General features: G+C 74.3%; 5 protein-coding genes. All 5 read right to left on the reverse strand.

Going from position 1 to position 6,403, the window contains the following annotated elements; genetic code table 11:
• Positions 1–41 precede the first annotated feature (41 nt).
• Positions 42–1,112, reverse strand: coding sequence for a glycosyltransferase family 4 protein (locus VGR37_04850; protein ID HEV2146723.1), 1,071 nt, complete (start codon positions 1,110–1,112; stop codon positions 42–44).
• Positions 1,112–2,116, reverse strand: a complete 1,005-nt coding sequence (locus VGR37_04855) for an NAD-dependent epimerase/dehydratase family protein (GenBank protein HEV2146724.1) — start codon at positions 2,114–2,116, stop codon at positions 1,112–1,114. The genes VGR37_04850 and VGR37_04855 overlap by 1 nt, the downstream gene beginning before the upstream one ends.
• A complete protein-coding gene (wecB, locus tag VGR37_04860; GenBank protein ID HEV2146725.1) occupies positions 2,113–3,228 on the reverse strand; it encodes a UDP-N-acetylglucosamine 2-epimerase (non-hydrolyzing) in 1,116 nt (371 codons plus the stop codon). The genes VGR37_04855 and wecB overlap by 4 nt, the downstream gene beginning before the upstream one ends.
• Positions 3,225–4,451, reverse strand: coding sequence for a glycosyltransferase family 4 protein (locus VGR37_04865; protein ID HEV2146726.1), 1,227 nt, complete (start codon positions 4,449–4,451; stop codon positions 3,225–3,227). Before VGR37_04865 ends, wecB begins: the two co-directional genes overlap by 4 nt.
• A 79-nt stretch (positions 4,452–4,530) precedes the next feature.
• The gene (locus VGR37_04870; protein ID HEV2146727.1) at positions 4,531–6,261 is read right to left on the reverse strand and encodes an alginate lyase family protein; all 1,731 of its coding nucleotides are present in this window, start codon (positions 6,259–6,261) and stop codon (positions 4,531–4,533) included.
• Between the last annotated feature and the right edge of the window lie 142 nt (positions 6,262–6,403).

Below are 6,403 nucleotides of genomic sequence, written 5' to 3' on the forward strand. Positions count from 1 at the left end.
CGTCCGGCCGGACGGGCGCGAGCCGGCGCGGGGAAGATAATTCAACTCCGCGGAGTGGAACACCTCTCGCTCTTCGGCCCCGGGACCCCCTCGCGCGTCGGGTACATGGGGCGGGCGCGCTCCACGAGCAGGTATGCGGCCCCGAGGACCACGACCCCGGCCAGGAGCGCCGGGGGCAGCCATCCCGGCTCGACGACGGCGAGCCAGGCGAGCGCGCCCAGCACGATGTTCAGGGCGATCACCCCGCAGGTCACGGCGGCGGCGCCCCATCCGTGCTGCACCGCCCGCTGATAGGCGTGGCTCCGGTGTGCGTCGTACCACCTCTCCCCTTGCAGCACGCGCCGGCCGAGCGTCAGGGTGGCGTCGAAGAGGAAGACGCCCAGCAGCAGCACCCACGCGAGCAGGGGGACGGCGCCGGCGCGCTCGGAGGCGAGCGCCAGCACGGCGAAGCAGAAGCCCAGGAACCCGGACCCCACGTCGCCCATGAAGATCCGCGCCGGCTGCCAGTTCCACACGAGGAAGCCCGCGGCGGCGGCGGCCAGCAGGAACGAAAGCGTGGCGAGGCCCGGGCTCCCGGCGGCCAGCAGGAGCCCGCCCCCGGCCAGGCCGACGGTGACCGCCTCGCTCCCGGCGATCCCGTCGATCCCGTCCATGAAGTTGTACATGTTGACGAACCACACCACTCCCAGCGCGGCGAGGAGCGTCCCAGCAATCCCCAGCTGTACGGTGCCCGACCCCACCCCCAGCGACGGGAGCCCACCCAGCCAATACAGGGCCCAGGCGGCGGCCAGGAAGTGCACCGCCAGCCGGGCGCGCGCGGAGACGCTGCGGTGGTCGTCCACCAGCCCGATTCCGGCCACCAGGACCCCACCGCCCAGCAGTGCGGCCGAGACCCACGGAGCGACCCACCCCGCCAGCCCGGCGAGCGCCACCCCGGCGAGGAAGGCCACCACGATCGCCATCCCTCCGCCGCGCGGGGTGGGGACGGTGTGCGAGCTGCGCTGGTTGGGCACGTCCAGGACCGAGCGGGCCAGGGCGTACTTGCGCACCGCCGCGGTGAGGGCCCAGCTCGTGGCCGCGGCCGCGGGAACGAGGAGCAGCTCGGGCAGCATCAGGCGCGCGCCGCGTCCCCGGCGCGGTACCACTCGGCGGTGGCACGGAGCCCCTCCTCCACCGAGTAGGGGGGGCGGAAGCCGGTGACCCGCCCGAGCTCGCTCGCGTCCAGCGCGAGCGAGCCGGTGAGCCGCTGCAGCGCCGGGGAGGTGAGCGGGAACGGCGCGACCCGCGAGAGCACGTCTCCGGCTCGGGCGGCGACGTGCAGGAGCGCAGGCGGGACGCGCAGCAACCGCGGCTCGACGCCGAGCGCCCGGGCGACCTCGCGGACCAGCTCCGGGGTGGTCAGGTCGCGCCCGTCGCTCACGAAAAAGACCCCCGATCCCGCCGCAGGTGAGTCCAGCACCGCCCGAATCGCGGCGACCACGTTCCCGGAGTAGACCATGCTGCGCCGGTTCGGCACCGCGCCGAAAGGGAGCGGCACGCCGCGGCTCACCAGGGCGAAGAGCTGGAGCATGTTCCCCTTGACCCCGGGGCCGTAGACGAGGGGGAGGCGCAGGATGGGCGCATGGAGCCCAGCCCGGTCCGCCATCTCGCGCACCAGCCGCTCCGCTTCCAGCTTGCTGATCCCGTAGGGGTCCACCGGCCGCGGGGGCGTATCCTCGGTCCAGGGGGCGTCGCTCTCCTCTCCCACCGCCTTCACAGAGCTGACGAAGACAAAGCTCCGCACACCGGCGGACACCGCCTCCTCCAGCAGCACGCGGGTGCCCTCCACGTTCACGCGGCGGAACTCCGTCAGCGGGTCCGCGGCCGCGTCGCGCATCACGTGCACGCGGGCCGCGAGGTGGACCACGGCCTGCGCGCCGTCCAGGGCGCGGCGGAGCGCCTCGCGGTCGTGGAGGCCCGCGGCGGGGGCAGGCTCCACGCCGTCGGGGAGCCGGGCGGCGGGATCGCGCACCAGCCCGCGGACGGGGATGCCCTCCGCGGCCAGAGCCGCGGAGAGCTGCCGCCCCAGGAAGCCGGTCGCGCCGGTGACCAGCACCGGCCCGCGCACGGAGGTCATTCCGCCAGCCGCTCCACGATGCGCACCGCGGCGCGGCCGTCCCACCCCTCGGGGGACCGCTCGCCCGGGGCCGCCCGGCCCGCGGCCAGCGCCTCCTCGAAGGCGGCCTCCACCCCGTCCGGCGCCAGGGGCCATGGAGCGAGGCGGTTGGTCCCCTCCGTGATGGTCACCGGCCGCTCTGTCTGCTCGCGGAGGGTGACGCAGGGGACGCCCAGCGCGGTCGTCTCCTCCTGGAGCCCGCCGGAGTCGGTGAGGACCACCGCCGCGCCGTCGGTGAGCGCGAGCATCTCCCGGTAGCCCAGCGGTTCCAGCCGGCAGAGGCGGGCCAGCAGAGGCTCCAGCCCGTGGGCCTCCACGCTCTTCAGCGTGCGGGGGTGCAGCGGGATCGCCACCGGCATGCGCCCGGCGACGCGCGCGAGCCCCTCCAGGGCGGCCCGGAGCGTGGGCTCGGAGTCCACGTTGGAGGGCCGGTGCAGGGTCGCCACCGCGTACCCTCCGGGCCGCAGGCCCAGCCGCCTGGGGAGCCCCAGGGCGCGGGCGGCGGGGAGCTGCGCCAGAAGGGTGTCGATCATCACGTTCCCCACGAAGGCGATGCGCTCCTCCGGGATCCCCTCCGCGAGGAGGTTGGGGTGCGCGTCGCGGGAGGGGGTGAGCAGCAGATCGGAGAGCCGGTCGGTGAGGACGCGGTTCACCTCCTCCGGCATCCGCCAGTCGCCGCTCCGCAGCCCCGCCTCCACGTGGGCGATGCGGCTCCCCGTTTCCTCCTTGAGCTTGGAGACGACCAGCGCGCAGGCGAGAGTGGAGTTGACGTCGCCCACCACCACCACCCAGTCGGGGCGCACCTCTAGGAGGACGCCCTCGAACGCCTCCATCACGCGCGCCGTCTGCAGCGCGTGCGAGCCGGAGCCCACCCCGAGGTGGAAGTCGGGCTCGGGGATCGCCAGGTCGGCGAAGAAGGCGTCCGACATGCGCACGTCGTAGTGCTGCCCGGTGTGCACGAGGAGCGCCTGGTGCCCCGCCGCGTGGAGCGCGTGCAGCACGGGGGCGACCTTCATGAAGTTGGGGCGGGCCCCGGCGACCACCAGGACCCGCCTGGGAATGGAACCGCTCACGATTGCCGACGGCTGTGCGAGGAAGCGCCACGCGGCCGGGCGGCCACGTCGGCGAGGATGTCCAGGTACCGGTCGGCCAGTGCTTCCCGCGCGTACTCCCGGGCGACGAACTCCCGGCCCCTGCGCCCGAGCGAGGCGCGCTCCTCCGGCGCCATGCGCTTGAGCGCGTGGAGGGCGTCCGCGATTCCGCGGGCGTCCCCCGGCGGGGCCACGACCCCTCCCCCGCTGCGCTCCACGATGTCCTTCCCCTCACCCGAGAGGCTGGCGAGCACCGGCCGCTCGCACGCCATGACCTCGAAGATCTTCGAGGGGATGGTCTCCTGGAACACGGGGATCGGCGCCAGCGGGACCAGGCACACGTCGCAGCGGTTGTAGAAGGCGCGCGTCCGGTCCTTGGGGATCGGCGGGTGGATGGCCAGGTTGCCGACCCCGAGCGACTCCGCCCGGCTGCTCACCCGCTCCCGGTCGAGTCCGTCGCCCGCCAGGACGATGCGGATGGAGGGATCCTCCCGCTGCAGGATCGCCGCGGCGTCCACCAGCGTGCTGAGCTGCTGGCCCGCCCCGAAGGTGCCCAGGTACCCCGCCACGAACTCCCCGTTGTGGCGGGCGAGGGTGGGGAGCGGCGGCGGCTCGTCGGAGGGGAAGTAGAGTTCGACGTCCACCCCGTTGGGGATCACGTCCACCCGTTCGGGGGCCACGCCTTTGGCGATGATGCGGCGCCGGAACGACCCGGTGACCGCCACCACGTGGTCCGCCCGCGTCAGCAGTCTGCGCTCCAGGCCGAAGAGGGCCCGGGTCGCCCGGTGCCCCTCCTTCAGCATCCCCATTCCGACGAGGTAGTCCGGCCAGAGGTCACGCACCTCCAGCACCAGCGGGATCCCGCGCATGCGGGCCACCGCCGCACCTGCGACGTGGGGGAAGAGCGGCGGCGAGCTGGCGATCAGCACGTCCGTGCGCCCCAACCGGGCGAGGGCGTGCGCCGCGCTCGTCGCCATGAAGGAGACGTTGTTGAGCACGGTCCGGGAGAAGCCCGGCCGGGTGGTGGGGTACAGCCAGGAGCGGAGGACGCGGATCCCCTCCCACTCCTCCTCCATGAAGAGCTTCCCCCGGTACGCGGGGTCGCCGCTCCCGTACGCCCGCCCCGGGATGGCGCGGCCCGGGAGCCCGGTGACCACGGTCACGCGCGCCCCGGCCTCCTGCCAGCGGCGCGCCATCTCGGTCACGCGCGCAGGGCCGGCACCGACCTCAGGGGGAAACTGCTGTACCAGATAGCCTACGTGCAGCTGGGACGACCGCTTCACCTCAACCACCTCGGATCGTTCGGATTCGATAGCCGAAAACGCCACCGTTGTTTCGCTCGACATGCATCTCGATGGCCGCGGCGGGCACGGCGCACCCGAACTCCGGGCAGTACCACCCCTGTACCGGGTCCCGCGCGCCGCGGACGACGTCGAGGCGGTCCGTGCCGAACGGCTCCACGTGGACGGTGACCCCCGGGAGCCGGGCCGTGATCCCGCCGTCCTCCACCACGACGGCCGCCTCGGGGTGCAGGTGTAGATAGCTCTGCAGTGGGGCGTCCTCGGCGCCCTCCACCCGGTCGGTGACGGTCCAGTCCCCTGCCCCGCGCTCGACGGTGCGGTGGTGGACGATTCGCCGCTCGTGGAACGGCCGGTAGGCGGCGCGGATCCGGCAGCCTTCCTCGCCCGCATCCGCCTGCGCGTAGAGCACCACAGCCCGCCGCGCCAGCCGGAAGGTGCCCCAGACCTCGGACTGCTCGCGCCCGGCGACCGCCACGGTGTTGTGCGCGCGTGTGCTCCGGACGTACTCCCGGAAGGGGTCGCCGTCGTATCCGGACACGCCGGAGTCCACGAACACGGACCGCCCGCCCAGGTCCAGCTCGAACCCCAGGAGGCCGCAGTGGGCGTGGCCGGGCTGGTACGGGGGCCCGGGGGCGCCGCAGTCCACGATCAGGCGCTCCCCCGTGGAGGCGGCAGTATAGCCGAGGAAGCCCGTTTGCGGCAACTCCCAGACACCATCCGTTTCCACGACGCCGTGCCCCAGCGCCGCCCTGGCAAGGGCGTCCAGCCGGTCGCGCGCGGGGGCGATCCCCCCGGCCGAGTCGTTGAGCAGGTGCAGCGAGCCGTCGGGCCGGGAGAGGCGGTCGAACGCATCCGCCATCCTTCCGATGCGCTCCACCGCGGCCGGGGGTGCGGGCTCGCCGCAGGCACGCAGCAGGAGCAGCAGCTCCAGCAGGTCGCCGAGCGCGATGGCGTGGTACATGGGGGAGCGCTCGAAGTGGCCCCCGTCCGGGAGCACCTGCTCCTCCACCTCTCGCCAGAGGTGACGCAGCCCCACGCGCCTCCAGCGCTCCGCGGCGGCGCCCTCGAAGAGCAGCCCGCCCGTGGCCAGCGCGCAGAGGTTCTTCTGCAGGTGGTTGGCGAGGATGTGCCACTCCAGCCGGCGCTCCAGCGTGGCGAGCTGCCGCGCCAGGCTCCCCGTCAGGCGCTCCCGGAACGCGGATCCGAGCGCGTCGCCGAAAAGGAGGAGCGCCTGCGTCCAGTTGACGGTCCGCAGCGAGAGGGGGTACGGCTCCCAGCCGTCCCCCGCCCCGTCCGCGGTCGCGGCGATCCACCCTTCCGCCAGCTCCTCGAAGCGCCGCGCGAAGCGCGGGTCCCCGCGCAGACGGAAGGCCCAGGCCAGGTCGAGCGCGTAGTCGAAGTAGTGGAGGTTGTAGCTCCAGAGGTGCCCCACGTGGCGGCGGCGCCAGTCCGGGGACGGGAGCGCCTCGGTGTGGTTCAGGAAGGTGAACCGCCCCGCACACACCTCCTCCGCCCGCCGGATCCTGCCCTCCGCGTCGCCGGGGCCCCAGGCCGCGACCGCCTCCGCCATGCGGGCTGCCCGAACCTCGTCCACCCGGAGCGCCGCGGCGGGTGCCGCGGGGAGGAGCCGCTGCACCCGCCGCACCGGCCGGTAGACCCACTGTCGCCAGCGGAGGTGGCGGGCGGTGCGCAGGTAGAGCAGGGCGCGGCGCACGGCGGGCGCGGCCGCGCTCAGAGTGCGTCCCCGTCGACGAAGAGCCGGCACCACATCTCCACGCACATCAGCGCGAAGATCGTGTACGAGCCGTCCACCCGGCCCGGGGGGGGGGGGGGGGGGGGGGGGGGGGGGGGGGGGG

It is taken from the genome of Longimicrobiaceae bacterium (assembly GCA_035936415.1).
Classification (GTDB): Bacteria; Gemmatimonadota; Gemmatimonadetes; order Longimicrobiales; family Longimicrobiaceae; genus JAFAYN01.